The sequence below is a fragment of the Ruegeria sp. CJ2 genome (genome assembly GCF_056536745.1).
In genome coordinates this window covers 22277-44117 of sequence record NZ_JBQFQF010000007.1, presented here as the reverse complement: position 1 = coordinate 44117, position 21841 = coordinate 22277, and the positions used below count along the sequence as shown (strand labels likewise).

Annotated in this window: 21 protein-coding genes; 11 read left to right on the top strand and 10 right to left on the bottom strand. The window is 60.4% G+C overall.

What is annotated here, in order from left to right:
- The first annotated feature begins 10 nt into the window (after window positions 1-10).
- The 3 genes from rsmI to gshB all read left to right on the top strand — a co-directional run bounded on the left by rsmI (window position 11) and on the right by gshB (window position 2235).
- The gene (gene rsmI, locus ACR0MS_RS11670; protein ID WP_480573134.1) at window positions 11-868 is read left to right on the top strand and encodes a 16S rRNA (cytidine(1402)-2'-O)-methyltransferase; all 858 of its coding nucleotides are present in this window, start codon (window positions 11-13) and stop codon (window positions 866-868) included.
- 1 nt (window position 869) lies between these two features.
- A complete protein-coding gene (locus ACR0MS_RS11665; protein ID WP_480573137.1) occupies window positions 870-1241 on the top strand; it encodes a YraN family protein in 372 nt (123 codons plus the stop codon).
- 61 nt (window positions 1242-1302) lie between these two features.
- A complete protein-coding gene (gene gshB, locus ACR0MS_RS11660) occupies window positions 1303-2235 on the top strand; it encodes a glutathione synthase (RefSeq protein WP_480573140.1) in 933 nt (310 codons plus the stop codon).
- Here the strand turns inward: gshB and ACR0MS_RS11655 are convergent.
- From ACR0MS_RS11655 to cobU, 4 genes are read right to left on the bottom strand one after another with little or no spacing between them, the layout of a single operon-like run.
- Window positions 2232-3743 (bottom strand): YifB family Mg chelatase-like AAA ATPase, encoded by a 1512-nt coding sequence (locus tag ACR0MS_RS11655; protein ID WP_480573143.1) that lies wholly within the window; start codon window positions 3741-3743, stop codon window positions 2232-2234. The genes gshB and ACR0MS_RS11655 overlap by 4 nt on opposite strands.
- A gap of 45 nt (window positions 3744-3788) precedes the next feature.
- Complete coding sequence (locus tag ACR0MS_RS11650) at window positions 3789-4673, bottom strand: glutathione S-transferase (protein ID WP_480573146.1); 885 nt, start codon at window positions 4671-4673, stop codon at window positions 3789-3791.
- A gap of 58 nt (window positions 4674-4731) precedes the next feature.
- A complete protein-coding gene (locus ACR0MS_RS11645; protein ID WP_480573149.1) occupies window positions 4732-5310 on the bottom strand; it encodes a histidine phosphatase family protein in 579 nt (192 codons plus the stop codon).
- Window positions 5307-5828 (bottom strand): bifunctional adenosylcobinamide kinase/adenosylcobinamide-phosphate guanylyltransferase, encoded by a 522-nt coding sequence (gene cobU, locus ACR0MS_RS11640; protein WP_480591264.1) that lies wholly within the window; start codon window positions 5826-5828, stop codon window positions 5307-5309. The genes ACR0MS_RS11645 and cobU overlap by 4 nt, the downstream gene beginning before the upstream one ends.
- Before the next feature lie 100 nt (window positions 5829-5928).
- Between cobU and ACR0MS_RS11635 the strand changes: the two genes are divergently transcribed.
- The 6 genes from ACR0MS_RS11635 (at window position 5929) to ACR0MS_RS11610 (ending at window position 12461) form a co-directional block, all read left to right on the top strand.
- Window positions 5929-6807, top strand: coding sequence for an RNA polymerase factor sigma-32 (locus tag ACR0MS_RS11635; protein ID WP_480573155.1), 879 nt, complete (start codon window positions 5929-5931; stop codon window positions 6805-6807).
- On the top strand, window positions 6804-7619 hold the full coding sequence (locus tag ACR0MS_RS11630; protein ID WP_480573158.1) for a ChaN family lipoprotein: 816 nt from the start codon (window positions 6804-6806) through the stop codon (window positions 7617-7619). Before ACR0MS_RS11635 ends, ACR0MS_RS11630 begins: the two co-directional genes overlap by 4 nt.
- Before the next feature lie 63 nt (window positions 7620-7682).
- Window positions 7683-8879, top strand: a complete 1197-nt coding sequence (gene coaBC / locus ACR0MS_RS11625) for a bifunctional phosphopantothenoylcysteine decarboxylase/phosphopantothenate--cysteine ligase CoaBC (protein ID WP_480573161.1) — start codon at window positions 7683-7685, stop codon at window positions 8877-8879.
- A 15-nt stretch (window positions 8880-8894) separates the two neighbouring features.
- Entirely contained in the window at window positions 8895-9350 is a 456-nt protein-coding gene (gene dut / locus ACR0MS_RS11620) for a dUTP diphosphatase (protein WP_480573164.1), read from the top strand.
- Complete coding sequence (locus tag ACR0MS_RS11615) at window positions 9350-10387, top strand: HesA/MoeB/ThiF family protein (protein WP_480573167.1); 1038 nt, start codon at window positions 9350-9352, stop codon at window positions 10385-10387. Before dut ends, ACR0MS_RS11615 begins: the two co-directional genes overlap by 1 nt.
- A gap of 58 nt (window positions 10388-10445) precedes the next feature.
- A complete protein-coding gene (locus ACR0MS_RS11610) occupies window positions 10446-12461 on the top strand; it encodes a M3 family metallopeptidase (RefSeq protein WP_480573170.1) in 2016 nt (671 codons plus the stop codon).
- On the opposite strand, the gene ACR0MS_RS11605 is transcribed toward ACR0MS_RS11610, so the two are convergent.
- From ACR0MS_RS11605 to ACR0MS_RS11580, 6 genes are read right to left on the bottom strand one after another with little or no spacing between them, the layout of a single operon-like run.
- A complete protein-coding gene (locus ACR0MS_RS11605) occupies window positions 12462-13394 on the bottom strand; it encodes a 2-hydroxyacid dehydrogenase (protein WP_480573173.1) in 933 nt (310 codons plus the stop codon).
- A 15-nt stretch (window positions 13395-13409) separates the two neighbouring features.
- The gene (rodA, locus tag ACR0MS_RS11600; protein WP_480573176.1) at window positions 13410-14549 is read right to left on the bottom strand and encodes a rod shape-determining protein RodA; all 1140 of its coding nucleotides are present in this window, start codon (window positions 14547-14549) and stop codon (window positions 13410-13412) included.
- On the bottom strand, window positions 14546-16495 hold the full coding sequence (gene mrdA / locus ACR0MS_RS11595) for a penicillin-binding protein 2 (RefSeq protein WP_480573179.1): 1950 nt from the start codon (window positions 16493-16495) through the stop codon (window positions 14546-14548). The genes rodA and mrdA overlap by 4 nt, the downstream gene beginning before the upstream one ends.
- Window positions 16492-17028 (bottom strand): rod shape-determining protein MreD, encoded by a 537-nt coding sequence (locus ACR0MS_RS11590; protein WP_480573182.1) that lies wholly within the window; start codon window positions 17026-17028, stop codon window positions 16492-16494. The genes mrdA and ACR0MS_RS11590 overlap by 4 nt, the downstream gene beginning before the upstream one ends.
- On the bottom strand, window positions 17021-17923 hold the full coding sequence (gene mreC / locus ACR0MS_RS11585; protein ID WP_480573185.1) for a rod shape-determining protein MreC: 903 nt from the start codon (window positions 17921-17923) through the stop codon (window positions 17021-17023). Before mreC ends, ACR0MS_RS11590 begins: the two co-directional genes overlap by 8 nt.
- A 56-nt stretch (window positions 17924-17979) precedes the next feature.
- Window positions 17980-19026: a rod shape-determining protein gene (locus tag ACR0MS_RS11580; protein WP_039523195.1), complete on the bottom strand. Its 1047-nt coding sequence runs from the start codon at window positions 19024-19026 to the stop codon at window positions 17980-17982.
- Window positions 19027-19181: 155 nt separating this feature from the next.
- Between ACR0MS_RS11580 and ACR0MS_RS11575 the strand changes: the two genes are divergently transcribed.
- Window positions 19182-19976 (top strand): 23S rRNA (adenine(2030)-N(6))-methyltransferase RlmJ, encoded by a 795-nt coding sequence (locus tag ACR0MS_RS11575; protein ID WP_480573188.1) that lies wholly within the window; start codon window positions 19182-19184, stop codon window positions 19974-19976.
- Window positions 19977-20088: 112 nt separating this feature from the next.
- Window positions 20089-21822 (top strand): adenylate/guanylate cyclase domain-containing protein, encoded by a 1734-nt coding sequence (locus tag ACR0MS_RS11570; RefSeq protein WP_480573191.1) that lies wholly within the window; start codon window positions 20089-20091, stop codon window positions 21820-21822.
- The last annotated feature ends 19 nt before the right edge of the window (window positions 21823-21841 follow it).

The window sequence follows — 21841 nt, the reverse complement described above, 5'->3', positions numbered from 1 at the left end:
GGGTCCAGCTTTGAATCACCAAAAAGTCAGATTGGGCGCGGGCCTGTATTTTGTTGCCACTCCGATCGGAACGGCGCGCGATATTACGCTCAGGGCGTTGGACCTGCTGGCTTCGGCTGACATGATCGCGGCCGAGGACACGCGCAGCCTGCGACGGCTGATGGAGATCCACGGCGTTCCCTTGGACGGGCGTCGCATACTGGCCTATCACGATCACAGTGGCGCAGGTGCCCGGGGCAAGATACTGGACGCTCTGCAGGATGGTCAGTCGGTGGTTTATGCGTCCGAGGCCGGGATGCCGCTGATCGCCGATCCGGGGTATGATCTGGGAAAACAGGCGGCTGAGGCCGGTCATATGGTGACCTGCGCACCGGGGCCTTCGGCCGCGTTGATGGCCCTGACCCTTGCAGGCTTGCCGACAGATGCGTTCTTTTTCGCCGGGTTCCTGCCGAATGCGTCGGGTGCGCGGCGAACGCGTATCGAAGCATTGAGGGATGTGCCCGGAACGCTCGTGTTCTACGAATCGCCCAAACGTGTCGCTGCGTGTCTGACGGATCTTGCCGATGTTCTAGGGGGGGACAGGCAGGCCGCAATGTGCCGCGAACTAACCAAGAAGTTCGAAGAGGTTCGGCGCGGCACGTTAAGCGCGCTTTCGGCCGAGATCGCGGGGCAAACCGTCAAAGGTGAAATTGTTCTGCTGGTGGATCGCAGCCATTCGGAATCTGTTAACGAATCTGACGTAGAAGAGGCATTGAAACGTGCCTTGGAGACGCATTCGGTGCGCGATGCTGCTGATCTTGTATCTGAAATGTACAAGTTGCCACGCCGACCGATCTACCAGAAGGCATTTAAGCTGGGAAAGGGATGAGATGTCCAGACGATCCGTTCAAAGCTCGGTGTCTTATCACGCAGGGCAGGCAGCGGAATCGCAGGTGGCGGCGGATTACGCGCGTCGGGGGTTCACCATCCTGCATCGTCGTTGGCGTGGCGCGGGCGGTGAAGTTGACCTGATCGCCAGAGATGCCGAAGGGCTGGTTTTCGTCGAGGTCAAGAAAAGCCAAAGCTTTGAAATGGCGGCCGCTCGGATCAATCGCCGACAGATGAGCCGCATTTGCGCCTCTGCCGCGCAATTTCTGGAGAATGAACCGGGTGGGCAACTCACCAATGTTCGGTTTGATGCGGCGCTTGTGGATGCCTCGGGCGCTGTTCAAATCATCGAAAACGCCTTTGGTCAGGACTGACACCCATTGAACCCTTGGGCGCGCTGGGCCATGTATCTGGCGTGAAACTGAGGGACACGCCATGAAAATCGCCTTTCAGATGGACCCGATCGGGGCCGTGGATATCAATGCCGACAGTTCATTCCGCCTTGCGGAAGAGGCGCAAAAGCGCGGCCATTCCCTGTTTTTCTACGGGCCGGACCAACTGGCCTATCAGGAAGGTCGTATAACGGCGCGTGGTCAGGACATGACGGTGCAGCGCGTTGCCGGCAACCCGGCTGAACTGGGGCCCGAGCGTGAGGTTGATCTGGCCGAGTTCGACGTTGTCTGGCTACGGCAGGACCCGCCGTTCGACATGCACTACATCACCTCGACGCATTTGCTGGATCGACTCAAAGGGCAGACATCGGTGGTCAATGATCCGTTTTGGGTGCGGAACTATCCCGAGAAACTGCTGGTGCTGGATTTCCCGGACCTGACCCCGCCCACAACCATCGCGCGCGACTTGCAAACCATCAAGGCGTTCAAGGAAAAGCACGGCGATATCATCCTCAAGCCGCTTTATGGCAATGGTGGTGCGGGCGTGTTCCGGTTGGATGCGAATGACCGCAACCTGACCTCGCTGCATGAGCTGTTCACGGGGTTCTCGCGTGAGCCGCTGATCGTGCAGAAATTTCTGCCTGACGTCAGCAATGGCGACAAGCGCGTCATTCTGGTGGACGGAGAGCCGGTTGGCGCGATTAACCGTGTCCCGGCGGCAGGCGAAACCCGGTCCAACATGCATGTCGGCGGGCGTCCCGAAAAGATCGGTCTGTCCGAGCGCGATCTTGAAATTTGCGCCGCCATCGGCCCCTTGCTCAGGGAAAAAGGTCAGATTTTCGTCGGGATCGACGTGATCGGAGATTACCTGACCGAAATCAACGTGACCTCGCCCACCGGCATTCAGGAACTGGAGCGATTTGACGGCGTGAACATCGCCGAAAAAATCTGGCAGGCGATTGAGGCCAAGGTCTAAGACGCGGCCTGCGCGCTGACGCGAAAGCTCAGCGCCTCTGCCACATGGGGCCGTCTTACATCCGGCGCCGCGTCCAGATCGGCAATCGTGCGCGCCACCCGCAAAATACGGTGAAAGGCGCGCGCGGACAGGCCGAAACGTTCGGCGGCTTTCAGCAGCAACTCTTTGCCTTCGGCGTCGGGCGCTGCGATTTCTTCCAGCACAGCACCTTCCACATCCGCGTTCTGATGGGTCGATGTGCCCTCAAACCGCTTCGCCTGAACAGCGCGTGCCTGTTCCACGCGCGTGGCAACAGTGGCAGAGCTGTCGCCAGATGGGGGCAGATCAAGGTCGGTAAAGCCGACTGGCGGCACTTCGAGGCGCAGATCGAACCTGTCCATCAGCGGGCCCGAAATGCGGCCGAGATAGTCTTCGCCACAGACCGGCGCGCGGGAACAGGCGCGGGCGGGGTCGGTCAGGTAGCCGCATTTGCAGGGGTTGGCGGCGGCCACCAGCATGAAGCGGCAGGGATATTTCACATGGGCATTGGCGCGGGCCACTATGACCTCGCCCGTCTCAATCGGTTGGCGCAGGGTTTCCAGAACCGTGCGCGGAAACTCTGGGAATTCGTCCATGAACAGCACACCGTTGTGAGCCAAGGATATTTCCCCCGGTTTCGCGCCCTTTCCACCACCAACGATCGCAGCCATCGACGCGGTGTGGTGCGGTTCCCGAAACGGACGGGTACGGCTGATGCCCCCTTCGTCCAGCAAGCCGCACAGCGATTGGATCATCGAAGTTTCCAGCGCCTCGGTCGGGGTCAGCGGCGGCAGGATACCCGGCAAACGTGCGGCCAGCATGGATTTCCCCGACCCCGGCGTGCCGATCATGATCAGGTGGTGCCGCCCGGCGGCGGCGATCTCTAGCGCGCGCTTGGCCCGTTCCTGCCCTTTCACATCGCGCAAGTCCCGGGCGCTGGGCGCAAGGCTGACCTCGCCGGGTTGAGCGGCGGACAAGGGGGCCTGGCCTGAGAAATGTCGCACCACATCCCCCAACGATCCGGCCCCTATGACCTGCGTGGCGTCGACCCAAGCGGCCTCGGCGCTAGAGGCTTTGGGGCAAAGCAGCGTTCGGTCTTCGGCGGCGGCGGTCATGGCGGCGGGCAGAGCGCCGACGACGGGAACCAGCGATCCGTCCAGCGACAACTCACCCAGCGACACCGCGCCTTCGGCGGCGTCGGGCGGGATGATTTCCAGCGCCGATAGAAGTGCTACGGCGATGGGCAGGTCGAAATGGCTGCCCTCTTTCGGCAGGTCGGCGGGCGAGAGGTTGATGGTGATGCGTTTGGACGGCAGCGCGATGGCCATGGAACTGAGCGCGCTGCGCACGCGGTCGCGGGCCTCGGACACGGCTTTGTCGGGCAGGCCGACGATGGAAAAGGCGGGCAGGCCCGGTGAGACGGCGCATTGCACCTCGACCGGGCGGGCCTCGACCCCTTGGAAAGCGACGGTATGTGAGCGGGCGACCATGAACGACCTTTTTGGTTAACAGGTCGTTGCTGGCACGCGGGCGGTTTAGGAATCGTTAACGCTGGCTACCATCGCGGTGAATTTTGGCCAAGCTCCCGGATCTGCAACGGTTTTGTCGCGGCAGAACGCATTACAGAAACCCCAGCGTTGTTCATTCAACTCAAGAACATGCGTGACCGGTTTGCCAGAGTAAGGGCAAGCGTCGTTAATCGAATTGGTTCCTGAGACGGGGCTTGCTTCAGCGCGCCCGCCAACTGGCCACGGCTGCGACGCAAGATCCTGCGGGTAAGGAAAGGGCGTGTAACTCACTGTCAGCCCCATCGCGCGCCATTGCCGGACGGTTGGGTCAGAAAGAAGGTCCAGACAATACTGCTGGTTGGCGTCAGAAACGGGCAACCCGTACCCGATGATGCGCGCTGCGACCGGGGTATAGAACACATCGGCCATAGAATAGGCACCGAACAACGGACCGGTCTTCGCCCCGGACACATCACGCGCGTGGTGCCAAAGCGTTTCGATCCGCTCCAGATCGTCCACGGTTTCTGAGGATGGCTTGAACCCCTGCCAACACTGCTTGAGTTGCATCGGGCATTCCCCGCGCAGGGCAGTGAACCCAGCCACCATTTCTGCGCACAGCCACCGTGCCGTTGCGCGGGCTGATGGGTCTTTGGGCCACAGACCGGCCTCTGGGTGTCGCTCGGCCAGCGTTTCGGCCATGGCGAGGCTTTCACCCACAACAGTGCCGTCTGGCAGGCGCAGCGCAGGCACAAGGCGCGCTGGCGCAAGCGGTTTCATATCCTCGGCCATTGTGCCTGAATAAAGGCCGATCATATACGTTCGATAAGGCAGGCCGAACTTTTCCAGAATCAGCCAGCCGCGCATGGACCAACTGGAAAACAGGCGGTCCCCGATAAACAGATCATAGGTCATGACCTCAGGATGGCGCGTGAAAACCCATCCGTAAATCAGTCATTTGTGCGGGTATAGATCACGGGAGGTGATTGATCCGCCCAACCGACCATCCATCACCGTGATGGGTCAGGTCCGTGACGGACAGGTTGTCGATCTTGTGGCTGAACGCCTCTTGTGCGGTTACATTCAACGCGCGCTGCACTTGGGTCAGAATGACCCCGAAATGCGCGACAATGACCAGATCTCGCCCTGCGTGCCGGGTGATCAATTCGTCAACCACGGCATCCACGCGCGCCCGTACTTCATTCCAGCTTTCGCCTTCGGGCGGGCGCACGTCGCCGGGGCTGTCCCAGTAGGCAAAGGCCAGTTCGGGGTCGTCGGCCTCGATATCCTTGAACCCGCGCAGCTCCCACGTGCCGAAATTGATTTCCCGCAGGTCGGGGTGATGGGGCAATCGCGCGCGTGTGCCCTGTATTGCCGAAGCCGTATCGACCGCGCGGGACAGGTCCGAGGAAATCACCAGTGACTCGGGTGGCAAATGGTCATGCAGCCGCGCCACAGCAGCCGTATCGCTGAGGTCGGCAGGCAAGTCGGACCAACCGACCATGGTTTTCGCATGGGTGGGTCCATGCCGGACGAGATGCAGGCGGGTCATGGCAACTGCCCTTTCAGGACCAGCGGCAGACCGACCTGAACCTGAACCACCAGGTCAGCCTGAGCCGCCAGCGCGATATTCAGCCGCCCCTGCGCCTCGCGAAAGCGGCGGGACAGGGCGTTTTCGGGTACGATGCCCTGACCCACTTCGTTGGAAACAACAACGACCGGGGCATTACAGGCGGCGAGCGCGTTCAAAAGGGTGGTCTGGGCCTGCGCCAGATCGTTTTCGGCCAGCATATGGTTGGTCAGCCACAGTGTTGCGCAATCTATCAGGCACACATCGTCTTTGGTCAGACCCGACAAGGCGGGTTCAAGGTCCAGCGGTGCCTCGATCGTTGACCAATCTGGGCCGCGCTGCGCGACATGGCGATCAATCTTTAGGCGCATCTCGTCATCAAACACTTGTGATGTCGCAAGGTAAATTCTGTTTTTACCTGATGAAACAACGAGTTGCTCGGCAAATGCCGATTTCCCCGAGGCCGCGCCCCCTATCACAAAGGTTAAATCCGGATACACTATTCTTACCTTCCTTGTGATCCACCCGGTTTTGTTCTGCGTATCGACCATGAGTCGGCAAGGCAAGGCCGGGCTGCGCCTGTGAAAAGGGGAGATTTCCATGGCACTGGACAATTCAAACGATTTTTCAATGTCGCGCCAGGCAATGAAGGCAGAATTGCTGGACGCGGAAACCGAATTGAAACTCGCCTATGCATGGCGCGACAATCGCGATGAACAGGCGCTGCACCGGCTGATCACAGCCTATATGCGGCTGGCAATCTCGATGGCGGCCAAGTTCAAACGGTACGGCGCGCCGATGAATGACCTGATCCAGGAGGCCGGGCTTGGCCTTATGAAAGCGGCCGACAAGTTCGACCCGGATCGCGGCGTGCGCTTTTCCACCTATGCCGTCTGGTGGATCAAGGCCAGCATTCAGGACTATGTCATGCGGAACTGGTCGATGGTTCGGACGGGCTCGACCTCGTCGCAAAAATCGCTGTTCTTCAATATGCGCCGTGTTCAGGCACGCTTGGAACGGGAAGCCGCGACTGAGGGAATGCAGTTGGATCGCCACCAGTTGCATCAGATGATTGCCGCCGAGATCGGCGTGCCGCTGCGCGATGTCGAGATGATGGAAGGGCGGCTGTCCGGATCCGATTTCTCGCTGAATGCGGTGCAGTCTGCCGATGAAGATGGGCGTGAATGGATTGATGCGCTGGAAGACGATCGCGAACAGGCAGCCGAGACTGTCGAAAACACCCACGACATGGAACAGCTGCGCGAATGGCTGGTTGTCGCTATGCAGGCGCTTAACGAGCGCGAGCGGTTCATTGTTCGCGAACGCAAACTGCGCGAACCTGCGCGGACGCTTGAGAGTCTTGGTCAGGAACTTGGCTTGTCCAAGGAACGCGTGCGCCAGTTGGAAGCGGCGGCATTTGTGAAAATGCGCAAGAACCTTGAAGCGCAATCGCGCGAGGTGCAACACTTCATCGCATGAAACAGATTGCGATTCTGCTGTGTGCATTGATGGTTACGGTCAGTCAGGGCCGGGCCGATCAAGATATTCCAGACGATGTTGCGGCCGCGATGCGGTCTGCGGACGTGGTTATCCTTGGTGAAATCCACGACAATCCCCAACACCACATGGTGCAGACCGAGGCGTTGAAGATCGTCTCGCCCTCGGCTGTGGTTTGGGAAATGGTGACCGAGGAGGGGGCACAGCGACTTGCGCAGAAAGCGGCGTCTAACCCAGAGGAGCTGTCGCGAATCCTGCGTTGGGCCGAATCCGGCTGGCCACCGCTGAGCATGTATTATCCCGTTTTTCAGGCAACGGACGCGCCGGTCTATGGTGCGATGGTCCCGCGTGCTGCAGCTCGCGCCGCGATGGAGCGTGGGGCCGCGACAGCATTGGGAGCGGATGCGGCGCGATATGGTCTGACGGTCCCGTTGTCAGCCGCCGAGCAGATGGCGCGTGAGGCCGATCAGCTTGCCGCGCATTGCGATGCCATTCCCGAAAGCGCGCTGCCGCAAATGGTTGCCATTCAGCGCCTGCGTGATGCCGTTCTGACCCGCGCTATCCTGCGCGCGATGGATGAAACCGGTGGCCCGGTTGCTGTGATCACGGGCAATGGTCACGCGCGCAAGGACTGGGGCATCCCGACCTTTTTGTCGCGCCTGCGTCCGGGGCTGAAGGTGTTCGTCCTGGGACAGTCCGAGGACGGCAGCATCGAAGGTGAATTCGATGCGGTGATCGACAGCCCTTCGGTCGAACGGGAAGACCCCTGCCTTGCGTTCGAGACGCAGAATTAACCGCTGGAACTGTTCGACGGCCTTGCCTAATGTCGGGGCCGACCGGAATGGGAAGGGCACAACATGCTGGCATCGAAACGCATTCTGCTGATAATTGGCGGAGGGATCGCGGCCTATAAATCGCTGGACCTGATCCGACGGTTGAAGGAACGCGGCGCGTCTGTGACGCCTGTTCTGACGCGCGCGGCAGAAGAATTTGTAACGCCCCTGTCCGTTTCCGCACTTGCCGGGGAAAAGGTGTATCGCGATCTGTTTGACCTGACGGATGAAGCCGAGATGGGGCATATCCAGTTGTCCCGGTCGGCGGACCTGATTGTTGTTGCGCCAGCCACGGCGGATTTGATGGGAAAGATGGCGAGTGGGCTGGCCAATGATCTGGCCTCGACCCTGTTGATGGCAACCGACACGCCGGTTTTGTGCGCCCCTGCCATGAATGTGCGCATGTGGGACCACCCCGCGACGCAGCGCAACCTGCAAACCCTGAAATCTGATGGGGTCGGCTTTGTTGGCCCGAATGAAGGCGACATGGCGTGCGGGGAATATGGCCCCGGTCGCATGTCCGAGCCATTGGAAATCGTTGCCGCGATTGAGGTGCAGCTTGGTGATGGCCCGCTTTTAGGGAAACGCGTACTCGTAACCTCTGGCCCGACGCATGAGCCGATTGATCCGGTTCGCTATATCGCCAACCGGTCTTCGGGGGCGCAGGGCACTGCCGTGGCGCGTGCGCTGGCCGCTCTGGGCGCAGAAGTGATCTTTGTGACCGGACCCGCCGATGTGCCGACCCCCGAGGGGGTGCAGGTCGTGTCCGTAGAGACTGCCCAGGAGATGTCTGATGCCGTGGACGCTGCGCTGCCCGTGGACGCCGGAGTTTTTGCGGCTGCGGTGGCGGACTGGCGCGTAGCCAGTGCCTCGGATCGGAAGCTGAAAAAGACCCGTGACGGTATCCCCGCGCTGGAGTTTGCCGTGAACCCGGACATCCTGAAAAGGGTTGCTCAGATGACGGAGGGACGCCCCCCGTTGGTTGTTGGGTTTGCCGCTGAAACGGACGACGTGGTTGAACACGCGACGGCCAAACGCAAACGCAAAGGGTGTGATTGGATCGTTGCCAACGACGTCAGCCCCGCGACGGGGATCATGGGCGGGTCTGAAAACGCGGTCATCCTGATCTCGGATCAGGGCGCCGAAGAATGGCCCCGGATGGGCAAGGACGCCGTCGCCAAACAATTGGCCGAAAAAATCGCAGATGCCCTGAACCGCTAAGCAAAAGGAACTCAGATGGTTGCAATTCGTGTGATCCGCGAGGACGGAGCGGACCCCTCGGTGCCCTTGCCCTCTTATGAATCGGCGGGGGCGGCGGGCGCGGATGTGCGGGCTAATCTGCCGGACGGTGTGTCGGTGACGTTGCAGCCGGGCGAACGGGCGCTGGTTCCAACAGGATTGCGGATCGAAATCCCACAGGGATTTGAGGTGCAGGTGCGCCCCCGGTCCGGGCTTGCCTTGAAACATGGCATCACGCTGCCAAACACACCGGGCACGATTGACAGTGACTATCGCGGTCCTTTGGGGGTGATTGTGCTGAATGCCGGACAAGAGGCGTTCGAGATTACGCATGGCGAACGCATCGCCCAACTGATCGTGGCCCCGGTGGTGCAGGCCACTTTTGAGGCGGTCGAAACACTCAGCGACACCGAACGCGGTGCGGGCGGGTTTGGCTCGACCGGGCGCGGCTGATGCTGCTGGTTTTCATTCTGGCCGCTGGGCTGTGGGGCATCGGCTATCTGGCCGGAGTGTCCCGCACGGCGCGTCTGGCTTCGGTTGCAGTGTTGCTGCTGGGGGTCATTACGGCCCAGTTGGTGCTGCCCGACGGTCACCCTCTACGCGCGGCAACAGGCGGTTCTGCCGCCATGTGGCTCATACTGGGTGGTTTCGCAGTTCTGGTTCTGGTTTACGGAAAGGTGCTGAAAGCGTTGCGAAACCGCGCAGCGCCCGCCGTCAAGGAGCCCACCATGCCATCCGACCAATTCTCTGAGACCGAGCTGGAACGCTACGCCCGCCATATCGTTTTGCGGGAGCTAGGCGGGCCGGGTCAGAAAAGGATGAAACAGGCGCGGGTTCTGGTGATAGGTGCCGGTGGGCTAGGCGCGCCTGCGCTGCAATACCTGGCCGCAGCCGGGGTCGGGACAATTGGCGTGATCGACGATGATGAGGTCGAAAATGCCAATCTGCAACGTCAGGTCATACACCGCGACGCGGATATCGGGATGCCCAAGGTGTTCTCGGCGCAGCAAGCGATGCAGGCGCAGAACCCCAACGTGATCGTCCTGCCTTATCACCGCCGCTTGACCGATGAGATCGCCGCAGACCTGTTTGCCGATTTCGATCTGATCCTTGATGGCACCGACAATTTCGACACCCGCTATTTGGCCAACCGCGCTGCTGTCGCGCTGGGCAAACCGCTGATCTCGGGTGCGTTGTCGCAATGGGAAGGGCAACTGAGCGTCTTTGATCCGGCCCATGACGCGCCCTGCTATCAGTGTATCTTCCCCGAGGCCCCGGCCCCCGGACTGGCTCCGTCCTGCGCCGAAGCTGGGGTGATTGGCCCTCTGCCCGGTGTTGTGGGCTCGATGATGGCGGTTGAGGCGATCAAAGTGATCACCGGCGCGGGGCAGGCCCTGCGCGGTGAGATGCTGATCTACGACGCGCTTTATGGGGAAAGCCGCAAGATCACCCTGTCGCGCCGCGCCGATTGCCCGGTTTGCGGTAAGTGACCGCGCGCACTGGATCATTCCCCCTTGCGTTCCTAGGTTGTGGGCAAAGGAGTGTTTCATGACCAACCCGATCCTGTCCGACTGGACCACACCGTTTGAAATCGCGCCATTCGACACGATTGCCGACACCGATTTCGCCCCTGCGCTGGATGCGGCGCTAAAGGCCCACAACGCTCAGATCGACGCGATTGCAAGCAACCCCGACGCGCCCACATTTGCCAACACGGTCGAGACACTTGAGGCCGCGGGTGAGCAGTTGGACAAGGTCCTGTCCGTCTTCTTCACCGTCGCCGGTGCCGACAGCAACCCCGCGCGTGAAGAGCTGCAACGCGACTTCTCACCCAAGCTGGCGGCCCATTTCTCGGGCATTTCGTCGAACAAGGCGCTGTTTCAGCGGGTGGCCGATCTGTGGGCGCGCAAGGATGATTTGGACCTGAGCGACGAACAGGCGCGGGTGCTGATGTTGACTCATCGCGGGTTCGTACGCGCGGGTGCGGCGCTGACAGGGGATGCGGACGCGCGGATGCAGGAAATCAAGGCGCGGCTGGCCTCGCTGGGCACATCCTTCACCCAGAACTTGCTGGCGGATGAGCGTGATTGGTTCATGACTCTGTCCGAGGATGATCTGGACGGCCTGCCCGATTTCGTCGTGGATGCCGCCCGCGCCGCCGGGCAGGAAAAGGGCGCAGACGGTCCGGTTGTGAACCTTTCGCGGTCGATCATCGTGCCATTTCTGCAATTCTCGCCCCGCCGCGATCTGCGTGAGGTGGCGTATAAGGCCTGGACCGCGCGTGGTGCCAACGGGGGTGAGACGGATAACCGCGAGATCGCCGCCGAAATCCTTTCTCTGCGCGAAGAACGCGCCAAGCTGCTGGGCTATGACAATTTCGCCGCCTACAAGCTGGAAACCGAAATGGCCCGCAGCCCCGACAAGGTGCGGGACCTGCTGATGCAGGTCTGGGAACCCGCCAAGGCCCGCGCCGATGCGGATGCCGAGATTCTGACGCAGATGATGCAGGCGGATGGGGTCAACGGCCCTCTGGCCGCGTGGGACTGGCGCTACTACGCTGAAAAACGCCGTAAGGCCGAGCATGATCTGGATGAGGCGGCGCTGAAACCCTACCTGCAACTGGACCGGATGATCGAGGCCGCCTTTGCCTGCGCCAACCGTCTGTTCGGGTTGGAGTTCGCGCCGCTGGACGTGCCCCTCTACCACCCTGATTGCCGCGCGTGGGAGGTCACGCGCAAAGGCCAGCATATCGCGGTGTTCATCGGGGATTACTTTGCGCGCGGGTCCAAACGATCCGGGGCGTGGTGCAGCGCGATGCGGGGGCAGGCGAAATTCCCCAAGGCGCAGGCTCCGGTCGTGATCAATGTCTGTAACTTCGCCAAGGGTGACCCGGCGCTGCTGTCCTATGATGATGCGCGGACACTGTTTCATGAATTCGGTCATGCGCTGCATCAGATTTTGTCGGATGTGACTTACGAGAGCATCTCGGGCACATCCGTGGCGCGTGATTTCGTGGAACTGCCCAGCCAATTGTACGAACACTGGCTGGAAGTGCCCGAAGTTTTGGCCGAGTTCGCTACCCATGCCGACACCGGCGCGCCGATGCCGCAGGATATGTTGGAAAAGGTGCTGAAGGCCGCCAACTTCGATCAGGGGTTCCAGACGGTCGAATATGTCGCTTCGGCGCTTGTCGATCTGGAATTCCACGACGGTGCGGCCCCCGCCGATCCGATGGAGAAACAGGCACAAGTGCTGGAGGGCCTGGGAATGCCGCCCGCCATCGGGATGCGTCACGCGACGCCGCATTTCGCGCACGTGTTTGCGAGCGACGGCTATAGCGCGGGCTATTACAGCTATATGTGGTCCGAGGTCATGGACGCCGACGCCTTCGCCGCCTTTGAAGAGGCCGGAGGCGCCTTTGACCCAGAACGCGCCAAAGCGCTGGAGGAGAACATCCTGTCCACCGGTGGCTCGCGCGAGGCCGAAGACCTGTATCTGGCCTTCCGGGGCCGGTTGCCGGGGGTTGAGGCACTGCTGAAAGGGCGTGGCCTGATCGCGGCCTGATCAGTATCCCAGATCGCGGTTTACGATGTGCAGCAGGGCTTCACCAGCCTCACCTCGGACGATGTTGTCGCAAATGACCTGCGCGGCCGTGGCCGGGCGGGTTTCCGATGCGATGTGTGGTGTGACCGTCACATTGGGGTGCGCCCAATAGGGGTGATCGGCGGGCAGGGGTTCCACTCGAAACACGTCCAGCGTCGCATGCCCGATCTGGCCAGAGCTCAGGGCCGACAACAGCGCGTCGTCGTCTATCAGGGGTCCCCGGCCGGGATTGATGACGCGTGCGCCTTTCGGCAGCAGGGCCAACGTTTCGGCGTTCAGCGTGTTTGCGGTCGCAGGCGTATCCGGCAAGAGCAGCACGACAATTTCGGCGTGTGATAGGGCAGAACGCAGCCCTGCGTCACCATGTAGGCACCTTACACCCGGAATGTCCTTGGCGGTGCGGCTCCAGCCCGTGACATCAAAGCCAAGCGCGGAAAGGGCGCGTGCTGCGGCCTCGCCCAACGCTCCAAGGCCCAGAATGCAGACTCGTCGCTCGGGCGCCAGTGGCGGGGCGTCCGGTGTCCATACGCCATCTTGAACAGTGATGTGCTGATCCGTCCCCAGATGATAGCGCAGAACATGCCCCACCACCCATTCGGTCATGCCTTGCGTCAGCCCGTGATCTACCATCCGAGCCAGAGGAACGGTCAGGGTTTCATTTCCCGCGATCTTTTCGACCCCGGCCCATAGGCTGAGGACGGCTTTCAGGCGCGTGTACGGCGTGAAATCCAGAAGACCGCCATTTGGGGCGTAGACGATATAATCTACCTGATCCGGCTCGATGTCGGTTGCCAGTCGGAAGTTCAGACCGGCCTCAGTCAGACCCTTTGACAACAAAGGCTGATATACCGGCCAAAGCTCGGGGCGTGCGGAAAACAGGACGTTCACGGACATTGGGGGCCTTTCAGATCACCGGGGACGGTGGATATGGGCGCTTTGGACAATGCCGAAAGCCGCCATCAGAACCAGCATGGCCGATCCGCCATAGCTGACCATTGGCAGGGGTACTCCCACAACCGGGGCGAGGCCCATAACCATCGACATGTTCACGGCAAAAAACAGGAAGAAGTTCAACGCAATCCCGAGTGTCACCAACGAGGAAAACCTGTCTTTCGTCGACAGCGCCGTGACCATGCAAAAGATCAGGATCAGCCCGTACAGGGTCAGAAGTGTGATGCCGCCAACAAAGCCGAACTCTTCGGCCAGCGTGGTAAAGATGAAGTCGGTGTGTTTTTCCGGCAGAAAGTTCAGCCGCGACTGGGTGCCCTGCATGAAGCCGCGCCCATTCCATCCCCCAGAGCCCAAAGCGATTTTAGACTGCGTGATGTGGTAGCCCGCACCCAGCGGGTCGGTAGACGGGTCGAGAAACGTGTCGATACGGCGGAATTGATAGTCTTTCAGAAGCTGCCATTCCGTTCCACGGCTGTTGAACACGGTGGCAATCAGACCGACGCCCGCCGCGATCACCGCAGCGAAATAGGCCCAGTGGACGCCCGCCAGAAACATCAGGCCACCCCCGGCGGCCAGCAGCAGGATCGAGGTGCCAAGGTCGGGTTGGCGCAGCACCATAAAGGTGGGAATCAAGATCAGGATGACGGGAATGATGACCCAAACCGGCCGGGAGGTTTTGTGCGATGGCAGCCAGTCATAGTAAGACGCCAGCAGCATCACCAAGGTCACTTTCATGACTTCGGAGGGTTGCAGCCGCATGAATCCAAGGTCGATCCATCGCTGTGCGCCCATCCCCACGGTGCCGAACAGTTCCACGAATACCAGCAAAGCGATTGAGCCCAGATAGGCCACCACTGACATGTTGCGCCAGAACCAGATCGGTACAAGAGCCACGATGAACATGACCGCTAGGCCAAGGCCGAACCGCTCCATCTGAGGTTCGGCCCAAGGTGTCCAAGACCCACCGGCAACCGAAAACAGCATCAGGAACCCGGCGCTGGCTGTGCTGATGAGCAACAGGGTCAGTGGCCAGTTCATGTACAGAAATTTGCGAAACCCTGATGGTGTGGATTTGACCGCGTATTCTAGATAGCTCATGCGCGGTCCTTTTCGGACGGACGCGCTTTGGGGCGGCGGTCGCCCTCAAGCCGTTTTTGCTGTTCCTTGATGCGGTCGCGATCGGCCACCGGGTAGGCTTCCAGTGGAGGAGTGCCGTTGTAAAGGGCCTGAAGCATGATATCCCGCGCAACCGGCGCGGCCGCCTTCGAGCCCCCGCCACCGTGTTCCACGACGACGGCAACGGCATATTTAGGATTGTCATAGGGCGCAAAGCTGACAAACAGCGCGTGGTCGCGGCGTTCCCATGGCAAGTCTTCGTTGCGGATGACGCCAGCAGCGCGCTCGGCCTTGGTGATGTTGCGCACCTGGCTGGTCCCGGTTTTCCCAGCCATGCGGAAGTCATCGGCGATAATCCGGCTGCGATAGGCCGTTCCACGCCGGTCGTTCGAGACCGAGAACATCGCCTTGCGCACCTGTTCAAGGTTGTTTGGGTTCACCGCCAAAGGCTCACCTGCGCCCGAGGGTTCCTCGACCCCGTTCACCGACCGCACCAGACGCGGCGAGACAGCGCGCCCCGTGGCGATCCGCGCCGTCATGACCGCCAGTTGCAGCGGTGATGCCAGCATGAAACCCTGCCCGATCGAGGCATTCGCTGTGTCGCCCACCAGCCAGTCCTGACCGTGCACGCGCTGTTTCCATTCCTGGTTCGGCGCAAGCCCTGCGGCAACGGCGGACATCGGTATGTCGTGCTTCACGCCCAGCCCGAAAATGCGCGCCATGTCCGAGATATTGTCGATGCCTGTGCGCAATGCCACGTCATAGTAGTAAACATCGCAACTGCGTTTGAGCGATGTTTCCAGATCGACGGTTCCGTGGCCGCCGCGCTTCCAGCAGTGGAATCTGCGGCTACCGACTTTCAGGTGACCGGGGCAATACACGGTGTTCGACGGACCGATCACCCCGGCCTCAAGCGCGGCCATTGCGGTGATCATCTTGAAGGTCGAACCGGGAGGGTAAGTGCCCTGCACCGTCTTGTTGGCCAGCGGGCGGTAGTTGTCCTGAGTCAGCGTCCGATAATCCGCGACCGAGATGCCGCGCACGAACAGGTTTGGATCGAAACTGGGGGCTGAGCTGATGGCACGGATATCCCCGGTCTCGCAATCAATCACGACGGCGGCGGCACTTTCCCCGGCCAAACGTGCCTGCGCGTATTGTTGCAGGTCTGCGTCGACGGAGAGTTGAAGATCGGCACCGGCCTCACCTTCTTGCCTGTCCAATTCCCGCATCACACGGCCCGTGGCGTTGACCTCGACCCGTTTGGCACCCGCTTTGCCGCGCAAGGTGCCTTCCTGCTTGGCTTCCAGACCGACCTTGCCGATTTGGAAACGGGGAATGCGAAGAACTGGCTCGGGATCCTCGATCTGGCTGAGGTCATAGTCGCTGACCGGGCCGACATACCCAACGACATGCGCAAAGTCTTCGTATCTTGGGTACTGGCGGGTCATGCCTACTTCGGGGGTGACACCGGGCAGGGCAGGGGCGTTGACCGCGACCTTTGAAATATCTTCCCACGTCACCTGATCCGCCAGCGTTACCGGAAGGAACGGGGCGGACCGCCGCATCTCGGTCTTGGCGCGTTCGATCTCATCATCGGTCAATGGGATCAGATCGGACAGCTTGGAGATAACAGCATCTACATCGCCCGCGTCCTCTCGGACCATCACGATCCGATAGGATGGTGAGTTCTGTCCTATGATTTGTCCGTTGCGGTCATAGATCCGCCCGCGTGTTGGGGGGATAAGTCGGATATTGATGCGGTTTTCTTCCGCCAGCAGACGGTATTCGTCTGCCTGATCCACCTGCATGAACCGCATTCGGGCCGCCAGCCCACCTATGAAAGCCGCCTGCAATCCGCCCAGGATCACCGCGCGACGTGGCAGGCGTTTATAGGCAAGCCCCTGCGATTTGGTCTTGCGCTGTTTCATGACCGAAGCCCCGTTGCCGCGGAATCCACCGCCGAGGCGCGTCGAACGCCGAATCCGCTCTGGCTGAGCAGAACGATCAGCGGATATACTGCAATTGTCAGAACCACTTGTATCACCATCGGCCCTAATGCTGCTTGTTGCACGGTTAGAATAGCAAGAATTATCCGGTTCAGCACAAAAACGGCCGTGATCGCGACGGCTGCGGTTGTCCATTCGGCAAAAAATCCGGCATCGCGCATGCCGGGCGCAGCCGAACGCAAATAGGATGCCCCCAGAACGACAAGCGCAGCCAGTAACCCAGGGGGACGCTGCAACAACAGGTCCGCCAGCAGCATCACGATCGCGATCAAGGGGATCGGAACATATTCTGGCCGCCGCAAAACCCATGCGAAAGTCAAGGCGATCAGCAGGTCCGGAAATGGCCAGCGCCCTGGCTGTGTGTCCAGCGGCAATAGATGCAGAAACATGATCAGAAAGGCCAGAAACAGGTACAGCGCCCGTTTTGTCCAAAGCTGCGAGACCTGCCTATCCATCGCCGACCTCGGCCGGTGCTACGGCTGTTTCGGGTCGTCTTGGGCCGACGATATCGCCGGAATCCTCAATCGGGGGTGCAGAATGAAATCGAAGTACCCGCAGAAACTCGAGCCTTTCGAAGTCAGCCGACAATCGAACCCGCAGACGCCCACCGGGATCCGCCGTGATCTGGCCGATCAACAAACCACCCGGGAAAACGCCGCCATCGCCCGATGTGACAACCCGGTCACCGGGACGCACCAGTTCGCGGTTTTCAAGAAACTCGACCGCCGGAGAGGGTGTGTTATCCCCCGCAATCAGAGCGGTCTGACCAGAGGGCTGAATCGTTGCAGGTATCGCGCTGGAGGCATCGGTCATCAGGATCACCCGCGCCGTGTCCGGGCCAACGCCCGAGATGCGCCCTACCACGCCGATCCCGTCCATCGTGGCCCAACCGTCCATAATCCCGTCCCGCTCACCCACATTCAGCAAAACCGACTGACGGAAGGGCGAGCCGCTGTCCGCCATTACGACGCCGGTGATATAAGTCAGGCGCGGATCAAGCCGCACATTGTTGAGGTCAAGAAGGCGCGCGTTTTCCTGTTCAAGCTGAAGGGCCGCTTCTTTCCACGCGCGCATCAGGCGCAATTCGCTGCGCAATTCCTGATTTTGCTCACTCAGCCGTTGATAGCTTTGAAAATCGCGCACAAGGTTCACGACTGCCGTGACGGGAACCATGGCCCATTCCATTGAGGGTACGACGGTGTCTACGACCTGTGCGCGGAACCGCTCGACCCGCGGACTGTCAATGCGCCAGACCAGAAAGATGCCCAGCAGACACAGAACCACGATCCCCAACAGCAGGCGGCGCAAGGGAGTTGTGTATTCGTCGCGCTGTGATCGGTCCTTTGCCACAGGTTACCTTCCCGTGCTGCTCTTGCCCGAGTTTTCACCCCGAAAGGGTGCGCGCCTTAGCTTTCGTAGTCAATCGCGTGGCGCAGTTGTTTTTCGTATTCCAGCGCCTTGCCGGTGCCCAAAGCCACACAGTTCAGGCTTTCATCGGCAATCGACACGGCCAGACCCGTCTGTTCGCGCAGCGCAAGGTCCAGATCGCCCAGCAGCGCGCCGCCGCCGGTCAGCATCACGCCGCGATCCACGATATCTGCGGCCAGATCGGGCGGCGTGGTTTCCAACGCGGTCATCACCGCCTCGCAAATCTGTTGGACCGGCTCGGACAGAGCTTCGGCGACCTGCGCCTGGCTGATCTCGATTTCTTTGGGCACACCGTTCAACAGGTCACGGCCCCGGATATGCATCGACTGGCCACGGCCATCGTCGGGCATCCGCGCGGTGCCGATGGTGGTCTTGATCCGTTCAGCGGTGGATTCACCGACCAGCAGGTTCTGCTGGCGGCGCAGATACGAGATGATCGCCTCATCCATGCGGTCGCCACCCACACGCACCGAGCGCGCGTAGACGATGTCGCCCAGCGACAGAACGGCAACTTCGGTGGTGCCGCCACCGATGTCGACGACCATGTTGCCGGTCGGATCGGTGATTGGCATCCCGGCACCAATGGCGGCTGCAATCGGTTCGGCAATCAGACCGGCGCGGCGCGCGCCTGCGGACAGAACCGACTGACGGATCGCGCGTTTTTCAACGGGTGTAGCACCATGAGGCACGCAGACGATGATCTTGGGTTTCGAGAAGGTCGAGCGTTTATGCACCTTGCGGATGAAGTGCTTGATCATCTCCTCTGCGGTGTCGAAATCCGCGATGACGCCCTCGCGCATCGGGCGGATCGCTTCGATGGACCCCGGTGTACGACCCAGCATCAGCTTGGCGTCCTCACCCACGGCCAGAACCTTTTTGACACCGTCCTTGACGTGATAGGCAACCACTGAAGGTTCCGACAGGATCACACCGCGCCCTTTGACATAAACCAGCGTGTTCGCTGTCCCAAGGTCAATGGCCATGTCCGCTGTGAACAAGCCGCCCAGATTGCCAAAGATTCCCATGTGTTCACTGATCCCGTTCGTCAGAATTTCTACTGCCCGCGACTCGACGGTTCCGGGACGGATGTCTTATAGGGTGCCATCTCGTCCGGTAAAAGGGCTGATTCCGCGTCAATCAGCACCTTTCCGCCTTATTGAGAGGGACTTTAGAAGGCATCATGCTCTCATATCAACACATTTACCACGCCGGAAATCTGGCTGATGTGCAAAAGCACGCTTTGTTGGCATGGATGCTGGAATATCTGACCCGCAAGGACAAGCCGCTGACCTATCTCGAGACGCATTCGGGCCGTGGGTTGTATCAGTTGGACGCGGCCGAGGCTGTGCGGACCGGCGAGGCCGCAGCCGGGATCGAACGGGCGCGGCGCGAAGGATGGTTCAGCCCGGATCATCCCCTGTCAAAGGCGCTGAGCAGTGTCCGGGCGCGCCACGGCGAGAACAGCTATGCCGGTTCGCCCCTGATTGCGGCCAGCCTGCTGCGCGAACAGGATAGTCTGCATTTTGCCGAGTTGCACCCACAGGAAAACGCGGCGCTGTCGATGGCGATGTCTGCATACGGGGCAAAGGTTTACAGGCAGGACGGGTACGAGCTGGCGCAGTCGTTGCTGCCACCCACACCGCGCCGAGGGATGCTGCTGATCGACCCAAGCTATGAGGTGAAGTCGGAATATGATCGCTTGCCCGGGATCATGTCCAAACTACACCGCAAGTGGAACGTGGGTGTAATCGCGCTGTGGTATCCGATCCTGTCGGATGGGCGGCACAAAGCGATGGTTGAGGCGCTTGCAAAACAGAACCTGCCGAAAGCCCAATGTCATGAAGTCCGGTTTCCCGCCGCGCGTGAAGGGCACCGCATGATCGGTTCCGGAATGTTCGTTGTGAACGCGCCATTTGGGTTTGATGAGGAAACCCGCCTTCTGGATTCACTCTTTGCCGGGCTTGAAGACGCCTGAATACATGCGTCGGTCGCATTGGTGGCTGCCATATACACGCACTGGGTGTTTTTTGAAATTTCCTTATGAGAATAGGGTTTTCGGCTCTAGAATTCCGGCGAGGAGGGGCGCCATGGATCGCCGACTTGCTACGGTTCTGGCTGCCGACATGGTCGGGTACAGCCGTTTGATGGAATCCGATGAACAAGGCACGCTGGCGCGGTTGCGCACGCACCGTATTGAACTGATAGACCCAGCCATCGACAAGAACCGGGGAACGATCATCAAGACCACAGGTGATGGGATGCTGGTCGAATTTTCCAGCGCCAGCGACGCGGTCACCTGTGCGGTCGAGGTTCAGAACCGGATGCTGCGGCGAAATGCAGATGTTCCAAAGGACCAGCGCATACAGTTTCGGATAGGCATCAATCTGGACGAGATCATTTTCGAGGACGGGGATATCTTTGGCAGCGGCGTGAACATCGCTGCTCGGTTGGAGCAGTCCGCCCGCGCTGGGGACGTGGTGATTTCGGGCGCAGTTCATGATCAGGTGTCCAGCCGTCTTGAACTGCACTACCACGATCTGGGCAATCTTGAACTCAAGAACCTGTCGCAACCCGTCCACGCGTACCGTGTCGAATTGGACGCGCCCGTTGATGAGGTCGATCAGGCGGAGGAGACAGATACCAAGGTCGTGAAGCCTTCGATCGCTGTGCTACCCTTTGCCAACATGAGCGGTGACACAGAGCAGGAGTTCTTTGCCGATGGTCTGACCGAAGACCTGTTGACCGAGCTTAGCCGCAGGCACGAGCTGTTCGTCATTTCCCGCAATTCCAGTTTTGTCTACAAAGGCCAAGCCGTGAATGTAAGAGAGGTCGGCGAAAAACTGGGCGCGCAATATATTGTAGAGGGCAGTGTACGAAAGGCCGGAAATCGGGTGCGGGTCACCGTTCAGCTTATCGACAGCGACAATGACGGGCATGTCTGGGCCGAGAAATACGACCGGGATCTGGACGACATATTCGCGATTCAGGACGAAGTGATTTCGGCGGTGGTGGCCACTTTGCCGGGGCGGATCGAAGCCTCGCAGCAAGAGGGCCTGACACGCAAGAAGCCGTCCAGTTTTGCAGCGTATGAATGCGTTCTGGCGGCCAAGGTACTGCACCATCGCAGCACCCGCGAAGCGAATGTCGAGGCGACCGAGCTGATCGACCGGGCAATCAAGCTGGACCCGGACTATGCGCATGCCCACGCCTGGAGCGGTTGTATTCGCGGACAGGCCTGGGGGTATGGCTGGTGCGACGACCGCGAAATGATGCTGGCTGAGTGCGAAGAGGCGATCCTCAAGGCAGCGTCTCTGGATGACAACGATGCTGACGTGCATCGTCTGATGGCGGCGGTCGAGATTTTGCGAAATAACCTTGGGCGCGCGCGCTACCATCAGGAAAGAGCGTTGTCGCTGAACCCCAATTACGACCTCGTCGTTGTCCAGATGGGAGAATTATTGACCTGGTCAGGACGACCAGAAGAAGGGGCCGAATGGATACAGAAAGCCATGCGCCTGAACCCGCATCATCCGGCCCGGTTCTGGAGCCATCTGGGAAAGGCCCGGTTCTGCGCCAGAAACTATCAACAGGCGCTTGACGATTTCGGTCGCTTGCCGACCCTGGACATGGTTCAGAACGCTTATGTCGCGGCCTGTCATGCCTGGCTTGGAAATGATGACAAAGCGCGCGAGCATGCGGAGGCCGTCCTCGCCGCGCAACCTGATGTCAGTATCGAGGATATCGTCGCTACCCTGCACTATTCCAAGGAAGACGACCTGCACCATTTCGTTCGGGGCTTGGAAATCGCCGGTTTGTCCTGAGCGGCCAAACGAAAAACGG

Excerpts from the sequence above, each read along its gene's own strand:
- ACR0MS_RS11665 (WP_480573137.1), top strand. The coding sequence starts at position 870 with ATGTCCAGACGATCCGTTCAAAGCTCGGTGTCTTATCACGCAGGGCAG.
- gshB (WP_480573140.1), top strand. The coding sequence starts at position 1,303 with ATGAAAATCGCCTTTCAGATGGACCCGATCGGGGCCGTGGATATCAAT.
- ACR0MS_RS11655 (WP_480573143.1), bottom strand. The coding sequence starts at position 3,743 with ATGGTCGCCCGCTCACATACCGTCGCTTTCCAAGGGGTCGAGGCCCGC.
- ACR0MS_RS11650 (WP_480573146.1), bottom strand. The coding sequence starts at position 4,673 with ATGACCTATGATCTGTTTATCGGGGACCGCCTGTTTTCCAGTTGGTCC.
- ACR0MS_RS11645 (WP_480573149.1), bottom strand. The coding sequence starts at position 5,310 with ATGACCCGCCTGCATCTCGTCCGGCATGGACCCACCCATGCGAAAACC.
- ACR0MS_RS11635 (WP_480573155.1), top strand. The coding sequence starts at position 5,929 with ATGGCACTGGACAATTCAAACGATTTTTCAATGTCGCGCCAGGCAATG.
- ACR0MS_RS11630 (WP_480573158.1), top strand. The coding sequence starts at position 6,804 with ATGAAACAGATTGCGATTCTGCTGTGTGCATTGATGGTTACGGTCAGT.
- coaBC (WP_480573161.1), top strand. The coding sequence starts at position 7,683 with ATGCTGGCATCGAAACGCATTCTGCTGATAATTGGCGGAGGGATCGCG.
- dut (WP_480573164.1), top strand. The coding sequence starts at position 8,895 with ATGGTTGCAATTCGTGTGATCCGCGAGGACGGAGCGGACCCCTCGGTG.
- ACR0MS_RS11615 (WP_480573167.1), top strand. The coding sequence starts at position 9,350 with ATGCTGCTGGTTTTCATTCTGGCCGCTGGGCTGTGGGGCATCGGCTAT.
- ACR0MS_RS11610 (WP_480573170.1), top strand. The coding sequence starts at position 10,446 with ATGACCAACCCGATCCTGTCCGACTGGACCACACCGTTTGAAATCGCG.
- ACR0MS_RS11605 (WP_480573173.1), bottom strand. The coding sequence starts at position 13,394 with ATGTCCGTGAACGTCCTGTTTTCCGCACGCCCCGAGCTTTGGCCGGTA.
- rodA (WP_480573176.1), bottom strand. The coding sequence starts at position 14,549 with ATGAGCTATCTAGAATACGCGGTCAAATCCACACCATCAGGGTTTCGC.
- mrdA (WP_480573179.1), bottom strand. The coding sequence starts at position 16,495 with ATGAAACAGCGCAAGACCAAATCGCAGGGGCTTGCCTATAAACGCCTG.
- ACR0MS_RS11590 (WP_480573182.1), bottom strand. The coding sequence starts at position 17,028 with ATGGATAGGCAGGTCTCGCAGCTTTGGACAAAACGGGCGCTGTACCTG.
- ACR0MS_RS11580 (WP_039523195.1), bottom strand. The coding sequence starts at position 19,026 with ATGGGAATCTTTGGCAATCTGGGCGGCTTGTTCACAGCGGACATGGCC.
- ACR0MS_RS11575 (WP_480573188.1), top strand. The coding sequence starts at position 19,182 with ATGCTCTCATATCAACACATTTACCACGCCGGAAATCTGGCTGATGTG.
- ACR0MS_RS11570 (WP_480573191.1), top strand. The coding sequence starts at position 20,089 with ATGGATCGCCGACTTGCTACGGTTCTGGCTGCCGACATGGTCGGGTAC.